Annotated in this window: 1 pseudogene; it reads left to right on the plus strand. The window is 49.2% G+C overall.

The window, feature by feature from the left end:
• Window positions 1-40 precede the first annotated feature (40 nt).
• Window positions 41-526 (plus strand): annotated as a pseudogene (locus HMPREF3066_RS05925) (hypothetical protein); the annotation flags it as partial.

Genomic DNA, 526 nt, shown 5'->3' on the forward strand with positions numbered 1-526 from the left:
AATAATATCAATGCAAGTAATAATTTTTATCAAGAAGGAGATGAGTGTGAAATTTTTAGCTGCTTTGTTGTGGCCGGCCATGTTGCTGCCCATTTTGTCTCATGCCGATAGCGGCATTCAGACGGTCTCTGTTTCTCAAGCATATGCGGATGACGCAACGGGCTGCGAGCAGCTTTATCCTGTAAATAGCTTCGAGAGTTTGTTCAGGCAGATGGCAGGCACGGTGCATAGTGCCTGTTTGCTTGATATGCCGCCTGAAGATTTAGCGAAAAAGTGGCAGATTCCCGTGTACCGGCGCTATCTGCGGCTTTCCGGCCGTTTGCGGCCTGACGGAGAAAAACAGGCGGTACTCAGATGGAAAGACAAGGCAGAGCGGCAGAAATGGCTCAAACACAGGCGGCGTAAGCTAAAACGGCCGACCGACGGCTTTACGGTAGTGCATCAGACCGACTACGACGGCAGCACTTTTTTAGAAATCGAAGCAACGCCTGATTATTTAAAGCATTACCGTTCGCTGTTTCCTGAC

Origin of the sequence: Neisseria sp. HMSC03D10 (assembly GCF_001807625.1) — a bacterium.
GTDB classification, from domain to species: domain Bacteria; phylum Pseudomonadota; class Gammaproteobacteria; order Burkholderiales; family Neisseriaceae; genus Neisseria; species Neisseria mucosa.